The organism is Xanthomonas sp. NCPPB 3570 (assembly GCF_056725115.1).
Genome location: NZ_CM161513.1, coordinates 3315977 through 3334269, shown reverse-complemented (window position 1 = coordinate 3334269; position 18293 = coordinate 3315977). Strand labels below are relative to the sequence as shown.

Below are 18293 nucleotides of genomic sequence, written 5' to 3'. Positions count from 1 at the left end.
CCGCGCGCCTCCTGTATCGCATCGCGATCGTGCGACCGCTCAGCGCGTCGCGGTCGGCAGTTCGTCCCAGACCTTGGGATCTTCGGCGCCCAGCACCCAGCAGCTGAAGCCTTCCAGGCCGTACTGCTTGGTCAGGTCGTAGCGGGCGCGGAAGCTGCGCGCATCCGGACGGAACACCCATTCGCGCATGTCGTCGCGATAGAAGTAGAACCACGATTCCTGCTCCACCGGGTCCCATTGCACGGTGGCGTTCTGCTCCACTGCCAGCGGGAACGACTCGTCGGCGTCGATGTAGTCGGCGGTGATGTTGGAGGCTTCGGTGCCGTCGGGCTTGACCGGATTGCCGGTGTACCAGCGGTAGCCGTAGGTGGCGATGCCCAGCGACAGCTTGTCCTTCGGCACCTGGGTCAGCGCGTAGTCCAGGTGCTTCTTCATCCACACCATGCCGTCCACCGGGCCGGGCGTGGTCCAGCGGGTGTGCTGGTCGTAGGTCATCAGGCTGATCAGGTCGGCCGAGGCGCTCAGCGCCTTGAGGTCGTAGGCGCCGCGCCAATACTCCCACATCCACTTGGCGAACGCGCCGCCTTCGGCATAGCCGGGCGCGTTCGGCACCACCGCCACCGACAGCTTGAAGCCGGCCTTGTGCAGCGCCTCGGCGGTCTGCTTGACCATCAGCGAGTAGGCGTCGCGGTCGGTCCAGGCGATGCTCTCGAAATCGAACTGGAAGCCGTAGTAGCCGTGCTTGCGGCCGTGGATCAGCAGCGCCTGGATCATGCGCTGCTTGGCGTCCTCGTCGTGCAGCAGCTTGTGGAAGCCTTCGCGCCCGGCGGTCATCGACAGGATCGGCATCACCCGCAGCTTGTGCTGCTTGGCGATCTCGTACAGATACAGGTTCGGGGTGCCGTTGACCAGGCCGCTCTGGTCCACGCCGTACCAGGTCGGCACCACCACGTCGATCTTGTCGACGTGCGCCAGGAACGAATTGGTCGATTTCTGCGTGTTCATCAGATAGAACAGCGCGGTCGGGTTCTTGGCCATGGCCGGCCCGCAGGCCAGGGCGAGGGCGAACAGCAGCCCTGCGAAACGCTTCATCATCGGGAGGGATCCGTTGGCGGAGTGGGGGAGGTCAGGTCGATGCGGAACACGTAGGCGTGATCGCCTGCCGGCTTGGCCGGCAAGCGCAGGTGCAGGCCGTCAGCGCGCTGCTCGAACGGCACCGGCTTGCCGTTGGCGAGCAGGGTGACGCCGCGCACGCCATCGGCCGGTTTCAGCGAGCGGATCAGCGCCTGGCCATCGGCCGGCCAGCCCAGCTCGATCGCATACAGCGCGCCGTGGCCGGTGGTGAAGCGGAAATCCTCGGGCGTGTACGGCTTGGTCTTGGTGTCCTGGAAGGTGCCGCCGACCACTTCGGTCGGGCCTTCGCCGTAGGTGCGCCACGGCGTGCTGTCGTAGATCGCCTCGCCGTTGGTCTTGAGCCACTTGCCGATCGACAGCAGGATCGCGCGTTCGGTGTCCGGGATCGAACCGTCGGCGCGCGGGCCGATGTTGAGCATCAGGTTGCCGTTCTTGCTGACCACGTCCACCAGCATGTGGATGATGAAGGTCGGGGTCTTGTAGGTGTCGTTCTCGACATAGCCCCACGAGGCGTTGCTGACCGAGGTGTCGGTCTGCCAGTGCGTGGGATGGATGCCGGTGAGCTGGCCACGCTCGATATCGAGCGTGCCGGCACCTTCGGGGAAGGCGCCGAGCTTGTAGTTCACCACCACGCCGCCCTTGGCCGCGCCGTGGTTGTAGTAGTACGAGAGCATGGTCGGCAGCGTGCCGCGGAAGGTCGGGTGCGCGATCCACCAGTCGAAATAGATCAGGTCCGGGTCGTAGCGGTCGATCAGTTCGGTGGTGCGCGCCAGCCAGTCGTCCAGCCAGGCCTGCGACACGGGGGTCCAGTCGTTGGTGACGTCGGCGTCGTCCTTGCCCGGCAGGCGCACCTGCGCCGGGCCGTACAGGCCGGCGTAGCGCGGGTCGTTGACGTCCGAGTCGAACTGGCGGCCGCCGTCGAAGAACCAGTCGTGCTCGGCGCGGTGCGAGGACAGGCCGAAATGCAGGCCCTGCGCGCGGATGGCCTTGGACAGCTCGCCGATCACGTCGCGCCTGGGACCCATCTTCACCGCGGTCCAGTCCGACAGCTGCGAGTCGTACATCGCGAAGCCGTCGTGGTGCTCGGCCACCGGCACCACGTAGCGGGCGCCGGCGTCGCGGAACAGCGCGGCCCAGGCCTGCGGATCGAACTTGGGCGCGGTGAACAGCGGGATCAGGTCCTTGTAGCCGAAGCGCGACTGCGGGCCGTAGGTCTCGCGGTGGTGCAGGTAATCCTTGCTGCCCTGCTGGTACATGTTGCGCGAATACCACTCGTTGCCGAAGGCCGGCACCGAGAACACGCCCCAATGGATGAAGATGCCGAACTTGGCGTTGTCGTACCAGGACGGCGAGCGGTATTGCTTGAGCGAGGTCCAGTCGGGTCGGAACGGACCGCCGCGCGCGCCGTCGTTGGCTTCGCGCACCAGCCGCGCGCGTTCGGGCGCGTACTTGGCGGTGGCCTGCAGCCACTGCTGGTCGATCTGTTCCGGACTGAGGGTGGTGGCGGTGGGCGCGGTCGGCGACGGCGCATCCGCGGCGCCGGCGGGCAGGGCCGTCAGCGCGAGCATGAGGGCCAGCGCGCTGGCCAGGGTCTGGCGTGCGGCTCCGGCGTGGCGGGATCGGTCCGCACGGGGGCGGGTCTCGGTCGTCATGGAACGGCACTCCTTTGTTGCAGGAAACGATGCCGGCGCCGCCGCGCCGGACACGAAAAAGCGCGCCACCGTGGAGGGACGGTGGCGCGCCGGTGCTACATCAGAACTTGAAGTTCAGCTGCGCCTGGTAGCCGCGGCCGTTCTTGTACATGCCGATCGGCGCGTACTTGACCTCGTTGTACCAGTAGTAGGTCGAGTCGAGCAGGTTGGTCGCGCTGAAGCTCACGCTCATCCAGTCGTTGACCTCGTACGAGGCGGTCAGGTCCAACTGCTTGTACTCGTCGGTGAACACCTGCGAGTTCAGGCGGCCGACCTGGGTGAAGTACTTGGAACGGTAGCTGTAGTTCAGGCGCACCATCCACGGGCCGTTTTCCCAGTAGGGGATCACGTTGTAGGTGTTCTTCGACAGGTACGGCAGGTTCAGGCCGGTGCTGGCGTCGGCGGTGGCGTAGGTGTAGTTCGCCTGCAGACCGAAGCCGTAGCCGAAGGCCTGCTGGTAGTTCAGCGAGGCGCCCTTGACCTTGGCGTCGGAAGCGTTGATCGGCGAGCTCACCGAGTACAGGCCGCTCACCCCGGACACCGCGTCGGTCAGCTGCTGCTGCGTGGTGGTGGTGACGATGTACGAGCTGATGTCGCGGTAGAACAGTTCCGCCGACAGCATGCTGGACGGCGCGAAGTACCACTCGGCGGCCAGATCGTAGTTGGTCGACTCGTAGGGCTTCAGGTCCGGGTTGCCGCCGCTGGCGGTCAGGTTGCCGTTGCTGCTGTTGATGGTGAACGAACCGGCCAGGTCGCCGTAGCGCGGACGTGCCATCACCTTGGCCACAGAGAAGCGCAGCACCTTGTCGGTGTCCAGATCGTAGGCCAGGTTGAAGCTCGGCAGCGGCTTGTAGTACTGCTTGGTCACCTGGGTCTGGTTGTAGGTGGCGCCGCCGTCATTGCTCTGCCAGTACAGCGACTTGTCCTTGGTGTCCACGTAGCGCACACCCAGGTTGCCGCGCCACGGGCCGGACTCGAAGTTCAACTGCGCGTACAGGTCGCTGGTGATTTCCTTGACGTCGAACGAGGAGCCGTAGTCGATCTTGTACGGACCCTGCGGCTGGCCGCGCAGGTAGCTGATCACCGAGTTGAGGTTGGCGGTCGACCAGTTGGTCAGGTCGCCGCTGGCGCCCAGGCCGTCGTACAGGCCGCTCGGGGTGGTGCCGGGGCTGAAGTCGGTCAGCGAGATCGCATCGGTGGTGTTGATGCGGTTGCCGCGGGCGTCGACGCCGTTGTCGTGGTTGATGTACTTGTAGCCGACCTGCAGCTTGTTCAGCGGACCCCAGTCCAGATCGCGCGCGGCATCGAACTGGAAGTACTTCTCCTTGTCCGTGCTCTTGGCGTAGTAGATGCCGCCGGCCTGCATCGCCGACGCATCGGTGGAGCCGGCGGCCAGGCCGGCCGGCGAACCGACCAGGCCCCAGTTGGCGGCGCTGCCATTGTCGTAGTTGACGTCGGTGTGGCTGCCGTCGTAACCGAAGTTGTAGCCGCCGTCCTTCAGCAGGAACTTCATCAGGTACTCGGGGTTCTTGCCGCCGGTGGCCTCGGTGGTGCCGGCCTGGGTGGTGAACACCCACTTGTCGCCATAGAAGTCGTGGCGCAGGTTCAGGCTCTTGGTGGTGACGGTGCTCTCGCGGTAGTTGGTGTCCAGCTGCGCATACGGCTGCTTGCCGTTGCCGGCGCCGTCGGTGACCGTGGCCTGGGTGATGTAGCCGTTCTGCACCGTGGCGCTGGTGATCTTGTCCTGGTCGCCGCAGCCCGGGCAGACGTAGCGCGATTCGCTGAAGTTGTTGTACTTGCCCTTGATGTAGATGCCGGTCAGGTTGAACTCGTTCTGATCGTTCGGCTTCCACTGCAGCGCGCCCTGCAGGCCGTTGCGCTCGCGGGTCTGCTGGAAGAAGGAACTGTTGATGCCCACCGGGATCTTGGCGGTCGCGACGTTACCACCGTCGCCGGAGATGTTGGCGGTCGGCGAGATGCCCGAGCCGGTGTTGTAGCCGAAGAACTCGATGCCGGCGCGCGACAGGTCCTGCTTGTCGTGGGTAGCGGAGATCAACGCACCGAAGGTCTCGTCGTCGTTCTTCCAGCTCCACAGCGCCGAGCCGCGCGGATTGCCTTCTTCCGAACGGTCGTTGTAGTTGTAGCCGATCGAGCCGCGGATGGTGTTCTTCGGCAGGTCCAGCGGCTTGCGGGTGTGCACGATCACGGTGCCGCCGATCGAGCCTTCGTCGATGCGCGCTTCCGGAGTCTTGTAGACCTCCATCAGGCCGATGATTTCCGGCGACAGCAGGGTGTAGTTGAAGGTGCGGCCGCTGGTGTCGGTCGGGTTGCCGCCCCAGTCGCCCGAGGCGATGGTCTGGCCATTGAGCAGCACGCGGTTCAGCGCCGGGTCGGTGCCGTTGATGCTGACCTTCTCGCCCTCGCCGAACTGGCGGTCCACGCTGATGCCCGGCAGGTGCGCCAGCGACTCGGCGGCGTTGGTGTCCGGGAACTTGCCGATGTCCTCGGCGCTGATCGCATCGACGATGGAGTTGGCCGAGCGCTTCACCGACTGGCTCTTCTCCAGCGAGGCGCGGTAGCCGGTGACGGTGATGGCATCCAGCTGCTGGACGTTCTTGGAATCCGCGCTGGCGGAAGCGGGCGCTTCCTGCGCTGCGGCGTTACCGGACAGGTACAGCGCGGCCATGATGCTGATGGCTAGGGTAGTGGTGCGGCTATTCATTGGCTAAACCTCTGGGTGAGTACTTGGGCATGAGGTGCCAACCGATGTTCCGGTGTGCTGGCCGCTGCCCGGCCTTGTGGATGGCGCCGCGCCTGGTGGCGCTGCGCGGATCGCATCTCGATGCGCGTCGTCCGGTCGCTGACGCGGAAGTTAGCCAACCGGCGGCATCGAGGGCGCCGGTCCTTCCTGTGTTCCTGCAGGTAACAACCAAGTCCAGCAATACAGCAGTGCGCCTTGTGGCCTGATCCGCACGCCGCTGCGTTCGGGCCCGGCTTGGGGCGTGGTCTCGTCGGTTCGGGGATGCCGGTCGCAGCGTCAGCGTGCGTCCTGCCACTTGGCGCGGGAGGAGCGGCAATGCGTCGCTGTGTCTGAATCCCCTGAACGTGGCATGTCTTGAAGTTGTAAAACTTGTGTGAGCCGAGTCTGTCGTAGCGCTGACAGCGTTGTCAACACCCGTTTCACACACTTTTGACGATTGCCGTCAAGCCTTGCCTGGGCATCTTTCCGGAGCCTTCCCCGGCCCGCCGGAGGCCTGCGCTAGGTGCTTGTCTACAAAAGAAAACATGGCCCAGGTTGGCGACGGCACGGGCGAGTTGGCCGGCAAGCCCCGGTGCGGCAGGCGCTGCCAGGGGGAGGCGCGAGCGAGAAAAATTTGTGCGCTGCGGCGAAATTTTGCGACGGATGTTCACCTGTGCAACCACCTCGTGCGGCCCGGCCTACGTCCCGCTCTGCGATCGGCTCGATGAGGTCAGGGTGGTGAAGCCAAAACGACAAACGGATGAAATTCATCTTGACAACGTTGTCAAGGTGGTCCGACACTCGATCGATCAATCTGCCGAATCGGCGTGCGCCTGCTCTGGCGCAACGGGAGAAGATGTGTCCGCAAGCAGTTCATCAGTGGCAGCGGCCGTGCCGCGCGCCGAGCCCTTCATTGCTGCCGATGTCGGCGGAACCCATGTCCGGATCGGCCTGGTCGCGCGCGCTGCCGATGTCGGCCCGGCGCTGTCGGTCGACGTGCTGGACTATCGCAAGTATCGCTGCGCCGACTATCCCGGCCTGGCCGAGATCATTGGCGAATTCCTTGAGCAGGTGCAGGGGCCGAAGCCGACCCGCGGGGTGATCGCCAGCGCCGGTTACGCGCTCGAGGATGGCCGCGTCATCACCACCAATCTGCCGTGGACGCTGTCGCCGCCGGAGATTCGCGAGCGTCTGGGTCTGAAGGCGCTGCATCTGGTCAACGATTTCGAAGCGGTGGCATATGCGGCCGCGTCGATGGACGCCAGCGAAGTGCTGCATCTGACCGGGCCGCGCAAGGCGCAGCGCGGGCCGGCGCTGGTGATCGGTCCCGGCACCGGCCTGGGTGCGGCGGTGTGGATTCCGACCCATGGCGGCGCGGTGGTGTTGGCGACCGAAGCCGGCCATGCCGCCTTGCCAGTCGGCAACGACCTGGAGCTGGCGCTGGCGCAGCGCCTGTTGCGCGACCGTCCGTATGTGCCGATGGAGCATTTCCTGTCCGGCCCGGGGCTGCTCAATCTCTATCGCGCGTTGTGCGACCTGCGCGGCGCCACGCCCGCGCTCGCCGCGCCGAGCGACATCACCGCGGCCGCGCTGGCCGGCAGCGATCCGCTGGCGCACGAGGCGCTGTCCGCCTTCTGCGGCCTGCTCGGCAGCGTGATTGGCGACATGGCGCTGTTGTACGGCGTGCAGGGCGGCGTCTATCTGGCCGGCGGCTTCCTGCCGCAGATCGGCGCGTTCCTGTCCGCCAGCAGTTTCGTCGAGCGCTACTTGAACAAAGGCGCGATGCGTCCGGCGCTGGAGCAGATCCCGGTGAAGCTGGTCGAGCACGGCCAGCTCGGGGTGATCGGCGCGGCGAACTGGTTCCTGCAGCAGCGCCACTGAGCGGCACGGCGCGGCGATGGCCGCGCCGATGGGCGGCGTCCTGCGACGCGGACGCCGCGCGCCTGGCGTGCCGAACGCGTCGATACATATATATGTCTATGCCATCAGCGCCTGCGTGGTGACGCCGCTGTCTGCAGCGTCATCGCGTGCGCGAGAGCTCACAGGTCGCCGTGATGCGCCTGCAGCGCCGCGATCGCGGCCAGGCCGGCGGTTTCGGTGCGCAGGATGCGCGGCCCCAGGCGCAGGCCGACGAAGCCGGCCGCCTCCAGCGTGGCGCGGTCGCGCGGCGACCAGCCGCCTTCCGGGCCGATCGCGATCGTCGCCGCATCGCCGCCGATGGCCAGCGAACGCAGGCGCTGTTCGCCCTGCGGATCGAGGATCAGCCGGCAGGGGTTGTCCGCCGCGGCGCCTGCCGCATCGGCCAGCGCCAGCGGCGCGCTCAGTTGCGGCACGCGCGCGCGACCGGACTGTTCGCAGGCCGCGATCACCACGCTGCGCCAATGCGCCACGCGTTTGTCCACCCGCGCCGCATCCAGCTTCACTTCGGTGCGCTCGGCCCACACCGGCACGATCGCGGCGACGCCGAGCTCGGTGGCCTTCTGCAGGATCAGGTCCATCTTCTCGCCGCGCGCCACGCCCTGCAGCAGGGTGATCGCCAGCGGCGATTCGTTGGCCGCTGGCCGCGCCGCACCGATGCGCACGCTGGCGTTGCGCTTGCCGGCCTGCAGCAGTTCGGCGTCGTAATCGCAGCCGTCGCCGTTGAACAGCACGCACGGGTCGCCTTCGCGCAGCCGCAGCACGCGCAGCAGGTGGTTGGCCACATCGTCCGGTAGCGCCACTTCGGCACCGGCATGCAGCGGCAGCTCCACGTGGCAGCGGGTCAGGCGCATGCCACGGCCTCGTCGATCGCCGCCAGCGTGGTCTCGGCCAGCAGCGCCAACTGCGCGGCGTCCACGCAGTACGGCGGCATCCAGTACAGCACGTCGCCCAGCGGACGCAGCACCACCCCGCGTTGCAGCGCGGCACGATAGGCATGCAGGCCGACGCGCGCGGACGCAGGGAAGGGTGTGCGCTTGTCGCCGTTGCGGGTCAATTCGAACGCGACCACCATGCCGGCCTGGCGCACGTCGGCCACGTGCGCATGCTCGGCGAACGGCGCCGACAGCGCGCGCATGGTTTCGGCGGTGCTGCGGTTGCGCGCGATCACGTCGTCCTCCTGCAGGATCCGCAGCGACGCCAGTGCCGCCGCGCAGGCCAGCGGGTTGCCGGTGTAGCTGTGCGAATGCAGGAAGGCGCGCTCGCGGCTGTCGTCGAGGAAGGCGTCGTACAGATGCTGGGTGGCCAGCACCGCCGACAGCGGCAGGAAGCCGCCGGTCAGGCCCTTGGACAGGCACAGCAGGTCCGGCATCACCCCGGCCTGTTCGCAGGCGAACAGCGTGCCGGTGCGGCCGAAGCCGGTGGCGATCTCGTCGGCGATCAGGAACGCGCCGTTGGCGTCGCACAGTTCGCGCGCCCGGCGCAGATAGGCCGGATCGTGCATGCGCATGCCGCCGGCGCATTGCAGGCGCGGCTCCAGGATCACCGCGCAGATCTCGCCGGGATGGCGGTCGAACAGGTCGGCCAGCGCATCGGCGGCGGCATCGGCACGTTCGCGCGCGCTTTGTCCCGGCGCGGCCTGGTAGGCGTCGGGCGAAGGTGCGAACAGCGCCTCGGCCAGCAGCGGCGCGTACACCCGTCGATACAGCGGAATGTCGCCGACCGCCAGCGCGCCGATGGTCTCGCCGTGGTAGCCGTTCTCCAGCGCGACGAAACGGGTGCGCCCGGGTTCGCCGCGGTTCTGGAAATAATGGAAGGCCATTTTCAGCGCCACTTCCACGCCGGCCGATCCGTTGTCGGCATAGAACACCTTGGCCAGCGGCGCGCGGCCGTCCTGGCGCGGCGCCAGCGCCAGCAACTGCTCGGCCAGCAGCACCGCCGGTTCGTGGCTGAAGCCGGCCAGCATCACCTGCTCCAGTTGCGTGGCCTGGGCGGCGATGGCCGCGGCGATGCGCGGTTCGCCGTGGCCGAACAGGTTGGTCCACCAACTGCTCACCGCATCCAGGTAGCGGCGGCCGCCGTGGTCGATCAGCCAGGCGCCTTCGCCGCGGGCGATCGGGACCAGGGGCAGGGTGTCGGGGTGCTCGCGCATCTGCGTGCACGGGTGCCAGAGCACGGCGAGGTCGCGCTGGCGCCACGCGTCGGCCATCTGTGCTGCGGTCAGGTCTGATAGCATTTCGCGCTCATGAACAGGTTCTTCGCTCCGCGCATTCTATCGACCGACGCCGCCCGGCGCCGCAGGGTGCCGGCGTGAACCGTCCGTTGCCGATCATCCACGCCGTGCGCGAGCGCAGCGAATCGGCCGCCGAGCGCCGGGTCGAGGAACTGGACCTGGAGTTCAGCAACGGCGAACGCCGCGTGTTCCACCGGCTCAAGGCCCCCGGCCACGGCGCGGTGGTGGTGGTGCCGATGCTGGATGCGCAGACCGTGCTGCTGGTGCGCGAATACGCCGCCGGCGTGCACCGCTACGAGCTGGGCCTGGTCAAGGGCCGCATCGATGCCGGCGAGACCCCGCTGCAGGCGGCCGATCGCGAACTCAAGGAAGAGGCCGGTTACGGTGCGCGGCAATTGCGCGTGCTGCGCGCGATGACCCTGGCGCCGACCTACATGAGCCACCAGTCGTGGCTGGTGCTGGCGCAAGATCTCTATCCCGAACGACTAGCCGGCGACGAGCCGGAGGAATTGGAAGTGGTGCCCTGGAAACTGGCTGAACTGGATCAACTGATGTTGCGTGAAGATTTTTCCGAGGGGCGTTCGCTGGCGGCGCTGTTCATCGCCCGCGAGTGGCTGGGTCGCGCCGAATGATCCGTCTCACCAGTGATTTGCGCGAAACCGTGATCGCCATCGCCATCGATGCCGCCGCGGCGATCATGTCCGTCTACGCCACCGGCTTCGAGGTGGAGCACAAGGCCGATACCAGTCCGTTGACCCAGGCCGACCTGGCGGCGCACCAGATCATCGTCGAAGGCCTGGAACGGCTGACCCCGGACCTGCCGGTGCTGTCCGAGGAATCGGCGCAGATTCCGTGGGAGGTGCGCGAGCACTGGACCACCTATTGGCTGGTCGACCCGCTCGACGGCACCCGCGAGTTCGTCAAGCGCAACGGCGAATTCAGCGTCAACATCGCGCTGATCCATCAGGGCGCGCCGGTGTTCGGCGTGGTCCAGGCGCCGGTGGACGGCCGCGTCTGGCACGCGGTGCGTGGCGAGCAGGCATACCGCCGCGAAGGCTTTCGCGATACCGCGTTGAACACCCGGCGGCCGGCCACCGCGCCGTTGCGGGTGGCGGCGAGCCGCTCGCACCGCGATGCGCGCACCGACGCGCTGCTGCAACGCATGGGCGAGATCGAGCTGGTCGCGCAGGGCTCCTCGCTGAAGTTCTGCCGCATCGCCGACGGCGACCTGGACGTCTACCCGCGCTTCGGCCCGACCTCCGAGTGGGACACCGCCGCCGGGCAGTGCGTGCTGCAGGCCGCCGGCGGCGCGCTGCTGGCCGCCGCGACCGGCAAACCGTTCCGCTACAACCGCCGCGAATCGCTGCTCAACGGCGACTTCGTGGCGCTGGGCGATCCGGCGCTGCCCTGGCGCGACTGGCTGGGCTGAGCCGCGCCGCGCGCGCGCGCCGCGCGGCGCGCGCTCTGCCACACTAGGCGGTGGCGGCAGCGGTGCCGTCGCACCGGAACCCGCCCGTGACCCCCACTCGCTACGATCTTCCCGCCCTGCTCGACATCATGGCGCGCCTGCGCGATCCCGCGCAGGGGTGTCCCTGGGACCTGGAGCAGGATTTCGCCAGCATCGCCGCGTACACGATCGAGGAGGCCTACGAAGTGGCCGATGCGATCGACCGCCAGGACCTGGCCGGGTTGAAGGACGAGCTCGGCGATCTGCTGCTGCAGGTGGTGTTCCATGCGCAGATGGCCCGCGAGCAGGGCGCGTTCGGCTTCGACGACGTGGTCGCGGCGATCTGCGACAAGATGGTGCGCCGCCATCCGCACGTGTTCGGCGACAGCCAGGTCGCCGATGCCGAGCAGCAGACGCTGAAGTGGGAAGAGATCAAGCGCGCCGAGCGTGCCGCCGCCGGCGAGCGCGATGCCTCGGCGCTGGCCGGCATCGCCCGCGGGCTGCCGGAATGGCAGCGCGCGCTGAAGCTGCAGTCGCGCGCGGCGCGGGTCGGCTTCGACTGGCCCGGCCCTGCGCCGGTGCTGGACAAGGTGCAGGAAGAGCTCGAGGAAGTGCGCGCGGAACTGGCGCATGGCGCCGCAGTCGATCCGGCACGCCTGCAGGACGAGATCGGCGACCTGCTGTTCGTCTGCGCCAACCTGGCGCGGCATGCCAAGGTCGATGTCGGTGCGGCGCTGCGCCACGCCAACCTCAAGTTCGAGCGTCGCTTCCGCGCGATGGAACGGCTGGCGCAGCAGGACGGCGGCGCGTTCGACGGCCTGTCGCTGGTGCAGCAGGAGGCGTACTGGCAGCGCGCCAAGGACGAAGAGCGCGCCGCAGCCGGATGAAGACCCTGCTGCTGTTCGTGCTGACCGCCGTCGCGGAAATCGTCGGCTGCTACCTGCCTTATCTGTGGCTGCGCGAACAGCGCAGCGCTTGGTTGCTGGTGCCCGCCGCGGGCAGCCTGGCGGCCTTCGTCTGGCTGCTGACCGTGCATCCCGCCGCGAGCGGCCGCGTCTATGCCGCCTACGGCGGCGTCTATGTCGCGGTCGCGTTGCTGTGGCTGTGGACGGTGCAGGGCATGCGCCCCACGCGCTGGGACCTGCTCGGCGCCGGCCTGTGCCTGGCCGGCATGGCGGTGATCATGTTCGCGCCGCGGCAGAGCTGATGCCGCTCCCACAGGCGCTTGCGGCGAACTCGGCAGGTGTACTGTGGGAGGGACTTCAGTCCCGACGCATTGCACCATCGGAGCCGCGCCACGTTGTGTGTTTTGGCCGCATGCCCCCTGCGTGTCGCGTCCGTGCGCAGCGCGCCATGCCCGCGCTCCCGGCGTATGCTGGACGCCTGCGTCGCCTCGGGAGGGCCATCGCATGCGCCGCTTCGCCAATTTCCGCGAGTTCTATCCGTTCTATCTGAGCGAGCACCGCCATCCGCTGTCGCGGCGGCTGCATTTCGTCGGCAGCCTCGGCGTGCTGGCGAGCCTGCTGCTGGCGCTGGGCACCGGCCAGCCGCGTTGGCTGTGGGCCGCGCCGGTCTGCGGCTACGGCTGCGCCTGGATCGGCCATCTCGTGTTCGAGAAGAACCGTCCCGCCACCTTCAAGCACCCGCTGTACTCGCTTGCCGGCGACTGGGTGATGTTCAAGGACATGCTGCTCGGACGCATCCGCTGGTAACCGGCACGTGCGTGTGCGCTGGCTATACTGCGGATTCGATTTCTTTCTGGTTAATGGAGCAACCTGATGCCGTCCACGTTCTTCTTCGCGGTGGTGCTGCTGGCCGCCGGCGTGATCATTCTGTTCAAGACTGTGCGCATGGTGCCGCAGGGATTCCAGTGGACGGTGGAGCGCTTCGGCCGCTACACCCACACCCTGTCGCCCGGCCTGCATTTCCTGATTCCAGTGGTGTACGGGGTAGGCCGCAAGGTCAACATGATGGAGCAGGTGCTGGACGTGCCCAGCCAGGACGTCATTACCAAGGACAACGCGGTGGTGCGCGTGGACGGTGTCGTGTTCTTCCAGGTCCTGGACGCCGCCAAGGCGGCGTACGAGGTGTCGAATCTGGAGATCGCCACCATCGCCTTGGTGCAGACCAACATCCGTACCGTGATCGGCTCGATGGACCTGGACGAGTCGCTGAGCCAACGCGAGACCATCAATGCGCAGCTGCTGAACGTGGTCGACCATGCCACCAATCCGTGGGGCATCAAGGTCACCCGCATCGAGATCCGCGACATCCAGCCGCCGCGCGACCTGGTCGATGCGATGGCCCGGCAGATGAAGGCCGAGCGCGAGAAGCGCGCGCAGATCCTCGAGGCGGAGGGCTCGCGACAGTCGGAGATCCTGCGCGCCGATGGCGAGAAGCAGGCCGCGGTGCTGGAGGCCGAAGGCCGCAAGGAGGCCGCGTTCCGCGACGCCGAGGCGCGCGAGCGCCTGGCCGAGGCCGAAGCGCGGGCGACGGCGATGGTGTCCAAGGCCATCGCCGAAGGCGACGTGCAGGCGATCAACTACTTCATTGCGCAGAAGTACGTGGAGGCGTTCAAGGAACTGGCCACGGCGCCGAACCAGAAGTTCGTGCTGATGCCGATGGAGTCCAGCGGCATCATCGGCTCGATCGCCGGCATCGCCGAACTGGCGCGCGAGGCGCTGAACAAGCAGGGCACGCCGCCGGCAGTGCCGCGCGTCCCGCCGCGCAGCGGAGTCTGAGCCATGCGCATCGAGGTGATGGCCTGGGGTGCCCTGACCTTGTTGCTGTTCGCGGCCGAAGCGCTGGCGCCGGGCGCCTTCATGCTGTGGATGGGCTTCGCTGCCGCGGTGGTCTTCCTGGCCGTGCTGGTGGTTCCGGGCATGCCATTGCTGTTGCAGGTCGGCGCGTTCGTGGTGTTGAGCTTCGTCTCGATCCAGGTGTACCGCACCTGGTTCCGCAACCGCGGCCGCGCCAGCGACCAGCCGCTGTTGAACCGTCGCGCCGAGCAACTGATCGGCCGCGTGGTGACGCTCGACCAGCCGATCCACGGCGGCCGCGGCCGCGCCAAGGTCGACGACGCCTTCTGGGTGGTCGGCGGCCCCGACCTGCCGGTCGGCAGCACGGTGCGCATCGTTGGCGTGGACGGGATGACGCTGCTGGTCCAGGCGGCTTGAAAGAGCCGGGATTGGGGATTGGGGATTGGTGTCGCGAGTGCGCAGCACCTCGACTTTCCCGATCTCCCCGCGTAGGAGCGGCTTCAGCCGCGACCTGGGACCGATGACGGGTCGCGGCTGAAGCCGCTCCTACGACACCGCGTGATCAAGCGGTGCCCTTCGGCTCAGGACGGCCGCTCCTGCGAATCCCCAATCCCGATTTCCTAATCCCGGCTCCTCAATCCCGACTCCCCAATCCCGGCCCCCAGCCAGCGATAATGGGGGACTTTTCTCACGGACCCGCGCCATGACCCAGAAGACCATCCTCAACGACAGCCACCGCGCCCTCGGCGCCAAGATGGTCGACTTCGGCGGCTGGGACATGCCGATCCACTACGGCTCGCAGATCGATGAGCACCACCAGGTGCGTCGCGACGCCGGCATGTTCGACGTCAGCCACATGACCGTGGTCGATCTGCACGGCGAGCAGGTCCGCGCGTTCCTGCGCCACCTGCTGGCCAATTCGGTGGACAAGCTGAAGGCGCCGGGCAAGGCGCTGTACACCTGCATGCTCAACCCGCAGGGTGGGGTGATCGACGATCTCATCGTCTATTACATGTCCGAGACCTTCTTCCGCCTGGTGGTCAACGCCGCCACCCGCGCCAAGGACCTGGCCTGGATCGGCGAGCAGGCGCAGGCCTTCGGCGTGCAGGTGCGCGAGCGCGACGACTTCGCGATGATCGCGGTGCAGGGACCGAACGCGCGCACCAAGGCGATCGGCCTGCTGCGCGAGGAAGACCGCGCCGCCGCCCAGAAGCTCGGCCGCTTCGCCGCGATCGAGGCGACCTCGATCGACGGCGTGCCGCTGTTCGTCGCGCGCACCGGCTACACCGGCGAGGACGGCTTCGAGATCGTGCTGCCGCAGCAGCAGGCGCCGGCGTTCTGGGAGGCGTTGATCGGCGCCGGAGTCAAGCCGGCCGGCCTGGGCGCGCGCGACACGCTGCGCCTGGAGGCGGGCATGAACCTGTATGGCCAGGACATGGACGACAGCGTCTCGCCCTACGAGGCCGCGCTGGCCTGGACCGTCACCCTCGACGAGGGCCGCGACTTCATCGGCCGCGCCGTGCTGGAAGCGCAGAAATCCGGCGGCGCGCCGCGGCAGATGATCGGCCTGGTCATGGACGAGAAGGGCGTGCTGCGCCACGGGCAGAAGGTGCTGACCGCGAACGGCGATGGCGAGATCCTGTCCGGTACCTTCTCGCCGACGCTGGGCAAGGCGATCGCCTTCGCGCGGGTGCCGGCCGGCGAACCGGGCGCGGTGCGCGTGGACATCCGCGGCAAGGAAGTGCCGGTGCGCGTGGTCAAGTTCCCGTTCGTGCGCGAAGGCCAGGTCCAGCCCGGCGTGCTCGGCTGAGTTCCATTCGCCGCGCGCGCGACTTCTTCCCCACGCGCGCGGTTCGCTACACTAGCCTCCCATCCTCGATACCGTCTTCTTCCGGAGCAGCCCCATGAGCGAGATCCCTGGCGACCTCAAATTCCTCAAGTCCCACGAGTGGGCCCGCGTCGAGGGCAACGGTCGCGTGACCATCGGCATCTCCGATCATGCCCAGGGCCTGCTCGGCGACCTGGTCTACGTCGAACTGCCGAACGTCGGCGATCACGTCGAGGCCGGCAACGGCGTGGCGGTGGTCGAGTCGGTCAAGGCCGCCTCCGACGTGTACAGCCCGCTCAGCGGCAAGGTGGTCGAGGTCAACACCGCGCTGAGCGACAAGCCGGAAACGATCAACGAAGATGCCTACGGCGAAGGCTGGATCCTGGTGCTGGAAGCGGACGACGCCGAGCAGTTGAACGAACTGCTCTCGCCGGACGAGTACGCCGAACTGCTCGAGGAAGACGGCCACTGAGCCGACCGCCCCGTCGCGACACCCGAACCGGCCGCCTCGTGCGGCCGGTTTCTTTTTGGGCGCCACGTAGCGGCCACCTTCGTCCGCATCGGCGTCGCGGTCCTCGGCATGGCCGTTGCGGCAACTCGTGTCGCGAGCGTCGTGGCACGCGTCGATGCGAAGACGGCGTGAGGTTGTCGTCGGGCTGCACCGCGAGCGCAGCGTGGTTGCCGTGCGTGGCGGTATCCGATGCGCCCGCACGCCGGGCGGCGCCGGTTTTCCGACGCGGCGCAGGCGCGGTGCGGAGTGGGGCGCGAGGAACAGGCAGCGGCGACGCGACGTGCGTCGCGCACGTCATCGCAGCGCGCCGGAGCGGTGCGTGCCGGCGCCAGCCGGCGACCTGTGCGATCCGTGTCGGTCGACGCACCCGCGCGAAGCTGTCGGTAGCGGCATGGCGTGGAGGTGGGCGAGGTGGTCGCCTGCGTTGTAGCGTGGCGACGACGTGAGTGCAGGTCGCGTCGCAGTGGCGCGATGCGGCTCGTCTCGGCGACGCCCAGCGCGATGCATCGCGTGCGTCGCGACCGGCGCACGACGCAAAAAAGTTTGCGCACTTTTGCGCATTTGCACTTGTGCGATGCCGGAACCGCACGCGGTCGCGAAACTTTTTTTCAGCTAGCGGACAGCCTGGCGTGTGCTCCCGCGATTGCTGCCGACGCGTCGTCGCTGCCCGTCCGCAACGCGATGGCCGCGTCGTGTCGTTACAGAAAACACGGAAATTTCCCTGCTTTTTTTGCGCGCGCCGTTTTCCTTGTGGTGCCGGCATCGGCGATCGGTGGCGTCGGCAAGGCGGCTGGCGCGGCATGCGGCGGTCGTGGAGTGCGCGCCAGCGAAAAAAAAATTGCGCGGAAGTGTTGACAGTAAAAAAAACCGTGATTAGGTTTCGCCCAGCAGACGTTGCTGCGCAAGCGAGTGAATCGGATCGACATCAAAACGCGAAGCACAACTTGGACATCCGCCAGGAACCCGAAGATGGTGGAGTTGGAGTCGCTTCCCTCCGAGAAATGCAACGTCTCCCCTGGCATCGCACCCGTATCGCTATCCGGTACGGGTGTTTCTGTATCCGATCCGGCCCGCAGCGCGCGCCGGCGGTTCCCGCAGGCGGAGCATCGCCGCGAGGTTGCTTTAACTGGGCATTTTCAATCCATAGTTCACTGACGAGGAGCCATCCCATGGCCACGAAAAAAGCTGCGAAAAAGCCGGCCGCTAAGAAGGCGGTCAAGAAGACTGCCGCCAAGAAGCCGGCAGCGAAGAAGGTTTCGGTAAAGAAGGCGGTCAAGAAGGTCGCCAAGAAGGTGGCCAAGAAGGTCGCCAAGGTGAAGAAGGCGGTCAAGAAGGCCGTTGCCAAGAAGGCAGTGAAGAAGACGGCGAAGAAGGCCGCCACCAAGAAGACCGCGAAGAAGGCCGTCGCCAAGAAGGCCGTAAAGAAGACCGCGAAGAAGGCTGCGACCAAGAAGACCGCTGCCAAGAAGACGGTGAAGAAGTCGGCTGCCAAGAAGCCGGCCGCGAAGAAGGCAACTGCGAAGAAGGCCACCGCCAAGAAGACCGTGGCGAAGAAGAAGCCGGCCGCTCGCAAGAAGAAGGCCGCTCCGGTCGCGCTGCCGGCCACGCCCGCGCCGCTGATCTGATCCATCCCGATCGCTGTTCCTAGACTCTCTCCCCGGTGCCCAGCGGGGAGGGAGTTTTTTATGTGCGGCATCCTGCCGCGCGCGAACGCAGCGCGCCTCTCTGCCTGACGATGCCGGTGGCGTTCGTCTTCTCGACCATCGAAGACTGCACTCTGCGCCCAGCGTGCCAGGCCGCGACGTGCACATCGTGCCGGTGCGTCTCGCCCCACTGACTCGCGGCCGCCCGCCGCGCTCGCCTGTTTCCAACCCACGTCGACTATCCTCTTTGCCCCGGCCGTCAGGCCGGCACCCAGGGATCTGCCTGTGTGTCTCGCATTGGAGCAGCTTGCATGGCGGGACCACCGCTCTGCGATCGGCTACCTGCGGCGATGGCTGCGCATCCATCCGGTCTTCCCGACTGCGTTTGTC

17 protein-coding genes are annotated in these 18293 nt (G+C 67.4%); 12 read left to right on the top strand and 5 right to left on the bottom strand.

Annotated features, from left to right (window positions below):
• Positions 1-39: 39 nt before the first annotated feature.
• The 3 genes from AC1PLR_RS14530 to AC1PLR_RS14520 all read right to left on the bottom strand — a co-directional run bounded on the left by AC1PLR_RS14530 (position 40) and on the right by AC1PLR_RS14520 (position 5547).
• Complete coding sequence (locus AC1PLR_RS14530) at positions 40-1095, bottom strand: glycosyl hydrolase family 18 protein (protein WP_481101431.1); 1056 nt, start codon at positions 1093-1095, stop codon at positions 40-42.
• Positions 1092-2786, bottom strand: coding sequence for an alpha-L-fucosidase (locus AC1PLR_RS14525; RefSeq protein WP_481101430.1), 1695 nt, complete (start codon positions 2784-2786; stop codon positions 1092-1094). The genes AC1PLR_RS14530 and AC1PLR_RS14525 overlap by 4 nt, the downstream gene beginning before the upstream one ends.
• Positions 2787-2886: 100 nt before the next feature.
• Positions 2887-5547 (bottom strand): TonB-dependent receptor, encoded by a 2661-nt coding sequence (locus tag AC1PLR_RS14520; RefSeq protein ID WP_481101429.1) that lies wholly within the window; start codon positions 5545-5547, stop codon positions 2887-2889.
• Between the two features lie 876 nt (positions 5548-6423).
• On the opposite strand from AC1PLR_RS14520, the gene AC1PLR_RS14515 reads away from it, so the two are divergent.
• Positions 6424-7446, top strand: coding sequence for a glucokinase family protein (locus AC1PLR_RS14515; protein WP_481103606.1), 1023 nt, complete (start codon positions 6424-6426; stop codon positions 7444-7446).
• A 158-nt stretch (positions 7447-7604) separates the two neighbouring features.
• Here AC1PLR_RS14515 and AC1PLR_RS14510 read toward each other — a convergent pair whose 3' ends face one another.
• A complete protein-coding gene (locus AC1PLR_RS14510; RefSeq protein WP_481101428.1) occupies positions 7605-8336 on the bottom strand; it encodes a 16S rRNA (uracil(1498)-N(3))-methyltransferase in 732 nt (243 codons plus the stop codon).
• The gene (bioA, locus tag AC1PLR_RS14505; RefSeq protein ID WP_481101427.1) at positions 8327-9718 is read right to left on the bottom strand and encodes an adenosylmethionine--8-amino-7-oxononanoate transaminase; all 1392 of its coding nucleotides are present in this window, start codon (positions 9716-9718) and stop codon (positions 8327-8329) included. Before bioA ends, AC1PLR_RS14510 begins: the two co-directional genes overlap by 10 nt.
• Before the next feature lie 74 nt (positions 9719-9792).
• On the opposite strand from bioA, the gene nudE reads away from it, so the two are divergent.
• From nudE to AC1PLR_RS14450, 11 genes are all read left to right on the top strand, one after another.
• Complete coding sequence (gene nudE / locus AC1PLR_RS14500) at positions 9793-10347, top strand: ADP compounds hydrolase NudE (RefSeq protein ID WP_481101426.1); 555 nt, start codon at positions 9793-9795, stop codon at positions 10345-10347.
• Positions 10344-11144, top strand: a complete 801-nt coding sequence (gene cysQ, locus AC1PLR_RS14495) for a 3'(2'),5'-bisphosphate nucleotidase CysQ (protein ID WP_010343192.1) — start codon at positions 10344-10346, stop codon at positions 11142-11144. The genes nudE and cysQ overlap by 4 nt, the downstream gene beginning before the upstream one ends.
• A gap of 128 nt (positions 11145-11272) precedes the next feature.
• The gene (gene mazG, locus AC1PLR_RS14490; protein ID WP_481103605.1) at positions 11273-12049 is read left to right on the top strand and encodes a nucleoside triphosphate pyrophosphohydrolase; all 777 of its coding nucleotides are present in this window, start codon (positions 11273-11275) and stop codon (positions 12047-12049) included.
• The gene (locus AC1PLR_RS14485; RefSeq protein WP_481101425.1) at positions 12046-12369 is read left to right on the top strand and encodes a YnfA family protein; all 324 of its coding nucleotides are present in this window, start codon (positions 12046-12048) and stop codon (positions 12367-12369) included. The genes mazG and AC1PLR_RS14485 overlap by 4 nt, the downstream gene beginning before the upstream one ends.
• Before the next feature lie 202 nt (positions 12370-12571).
• Positions 12572-12874, top strand: a complete 303-nt coding sequence (locus tag AC1PLR_RS14480) for an Mpo1-like protein (RefSeq protein WP_481101424.1) — start codon at positions 12572-12574, stop codon at positions 12872-12874.
• A gap of 66 nt (positions 12875-12940) precedes the next feature.
• Positions 12941-13903, top strand: coding sequence for an SPFH domain-containing protein (locus tag AC1PLR_RS14475; protein WP_010343188.1), 963 nt, complete (start codon positions 12941-12943; stop codon positions 13901-13903).
• Between the two features lie 3 nt (positions 13904-13906).
• A complete protein-coding gene (locus AC1PLR_RS14470) occupies positions 13907-14338 on the top strand; it encodes an NfeD family protein (protein ID WP_481101423.1) in 432 nt (143 codons plus the stop codon).
• Between the two features lie 286 nt (positions 14339-14624).
• Positions 14625-15731: a glycine cleavage system aminomethyltransferase GcvT gene (gene gcvT / locus AC1PLR_RS14465; protein ID WP_481100263.1), complete on the top strand. Its 1107-nt coding sequence runs from the start codon at positions 14625-14627 to the stop codon at positions 15729-15731.
• Positions 15732-15825: 94 nt separating this feature from the next.
• Positions 15826-16221, top strand: a complete 396-nt coding sequence (gene gcvH / locus AC1PLR_RS14460; protein WP_010344201.1) for a glycine cleavage system protein GcvH — start codon at positions 15826-15828, stop codon at positions 16219-16221.
• 510 nt (positions 16222-16731) lie between these two features.
• Positions 16732-17115: a hypothetical protein gene (locus AC1PLR_RS14455; RefSeq protein WP_481101422.1), complete on the top strand. Its 384-nt coding sequence runs from the start codon at positions 16732-16734 to the stop codon at positions 17113-17115.
• Between the two features lie 314 nt (positions 17116-17429).
• The gene (locus tag AC1PLR_RS14450) at positions 17430-17885 is read left to right on the top strand and encodes a hypothetical protein (protein WP_010344200.1); all 456 of its coding nucleotides are present in this window, start codon (positions 17430-17432) and stop codon (positions 17883-17885) included.
• Positions 17886-18293 lie beyond the last annotated feature (408 nt).